Raw genomic sequence first — 1252 nt, 5'->3', positions numbered from 1 at the left:
TGCTAGAGTAGGACGTCGCTAGGCAAACATTTATTTTTAAAAAAGTGTTGCATACATACAAGAAATATGTAATAATAATACGTGCGGAGAATTAGCTCAGCTGGGAGAGCACCTGCCTTACAAGCAGGGGGTCGGTGGTTCGAGCCCGCCATTCTCCACCATTTATGCCGGCCTAGCTCAATTGGTAGAGCAACTGACTTGTAATCAGTAGGTTGGGGGTTCAAGTCCTCTGGCCGGCACCATCTAGAGCCGTTAGCTCAGTCGGTAGAGCATCTGACTTTTAATCAGAGGGTCACAGGTTCGATTCCTGTACGGCTCACTCTTTAAGCGGGTATGGCGGAATTGGCAGACGCACTAGACTTAGGATCTAGCGCCTTCGGGCGTGGGGGTTCGACTCCCTTTACCCGCACCATAAAAAATTAAATATCGCGGAAGTAGTTCAGTGGTAGAACACCACCTTGCCAAGGTGGGGGTCGCGGGTTCGAATCCCGTCTTCCGCTCCATTAAATGGTTGCGCCGGGGTGGCGGAACAGGCAGACGCACAGGACTTAAAATCCTGCGGTAAGTGATTACCGTACCGGTTCGATTCCGGTCCTCGGCACCATTTTTAAGCGCCCATAGCTCAATTGGATAGAGCGTCTGACTACGGATCAGAAGGTTAGGGGTTCGACTCCTCTTGGGCGCGTATATAAAAGTGACGGGAATTAGCTCAGCTTGGTAGAGCACTTGGTTTGGGACCAAGGAGTCGTAGGTTCGAATCCTATATTCCCGATATAATGGGGGGTTAGCTCAGCTGGGAGAGCGCCTGCTTTGCACGCAGGAGGTCAGCGGTTCGATCCCGCTACTCTCCACCATTAGTTTTATATATAAGTTTGATGAGTATACCAGGCGGTGTAGCTCAGCTGGCTAGAGCGTTCGGTTCATACCCGAAAGGTCGGGGGTTCGATCCCCTCCACCGCCACTTAAAGTGGACCTTTAGCTCAGTTGGTTAGAGCAAACGGCTCATAACCGTTTGGTCGCAGGTTCGAGTCCTGCAAGGTCCATCGAATTTTAATTTAATATTATTATGGAGGAATACCCAAGCCTGGCTGAAGGGATCGGTCTTGAAAACCGACAGGGGCGTAACAGCTCGCGGGGGTTCGAATCCCTCTTCCTCCGTTTTCTTTTTATTATCGCGGGATGGAGCAGTTGGTAGCTCGTCGGGCTCATAACCCGGAGGTCAGTGGTTCAAATCCACTTCCCGCAATTTTTT

The 1252-nt window shown here is 50.7% G+C and carries 13 tRNA genes; all 13 read left to right on the top strand.

The annotated features are described in order from the left end of the window. Window positions 1–85 precede the first annotated feature (85 nt). Window positions 86–161, top strand: a tRNA-Val gene (locus HMPREF2767_RS02195). 5 nt (window positions 162–166) lie between these two features. After that, window positions 167–242, top strand: a tRNA-Thr gene (locus HMPREF2767_RS02190). 4 nt (window positions 243–246) lie between these two features. Next, window positions 247–319, top strand: a tRNA-Lys gene (locus HMPREF2767_RS02185). Window positions 320–327: 8 nt separating this feature from the next. Further along, window positions 328–412 (top strand) — tRNA-Leu (locus HMPREF2767_RS02180). A 16-nt stretch (window positions 413–428) separates the two neighbouring features. Continuing rightward, window positions 429–503: transfer RNA gene (locus tag HMPREF2767_RS02175), tRNA-Gly, on the top strand. Between the two features lie 12 nt (window positions 504–515). Further along, window positions 516–604, top strand: a tRNA-Leu gene (locus HMPREF2767_RS02170). A gap of 7 nt (window positions 605–611) precedes the next feature. Then, a tRNA-Arg gene (locus HMPREF2767_RS02165) sits at window positions 612–685 on the top strand. A 13-nt stretch (window positions 686–698) separates the two neighbouring features. Beyond that, window positions 699–772 (top strand) — tRNA-Pro (locus HMPREF2767_RS02160). Between the two features lie 6 nt (window positions 773–778). Next, window positions 779–854, top strand: a tRNA-Ala gene (locus tag HMPREF2767_RS02155). A 33-nt stretch (window positions 855–887) separates the two neighbouring features. Next, window positions 888–961: transfer RNA gene (locus HMPREF2767_RS02150), tRNA-Met, on the top strand. 8 nt (window positions 962–969) lie between these two features. Then, a tRNA-Ile gene (locus HMPREF2767_RS02145) sits at window positions 970–1043 on the top strand. A 25-nt stretch (window positions 1044–1068) separates the two neighbouring features. Then, window positions 1069–1158, top strand: a tRNA-Ser gene (locus HMPREF2767_RS02140). Window positions 1159–1173: 15 nt separating this feature from the next. After that, window positions 1174–1246 (top strand) — tRNA-Met (locus tag HMPREF2767_RS02135). The last annotated feature ends 6 nt before the right edge of the window (window positions 1247–1252 follow it).

The sequence above is a fragment of the Nosocomiicoccus sp. HMSC067E10 genome, assembly GCF_001810835.1.
GTDB lineage: Bacteria > Bacillota > Bacilli > Staphylococcales > Salinicoccaceae > Nosocomiicoccus > Nosocomiicoccus ampullae_A.
Note: the sequence above shows the minus strand (reverse complement) of the source record. Positions and strands in the feature narration are given on the sequence as shown.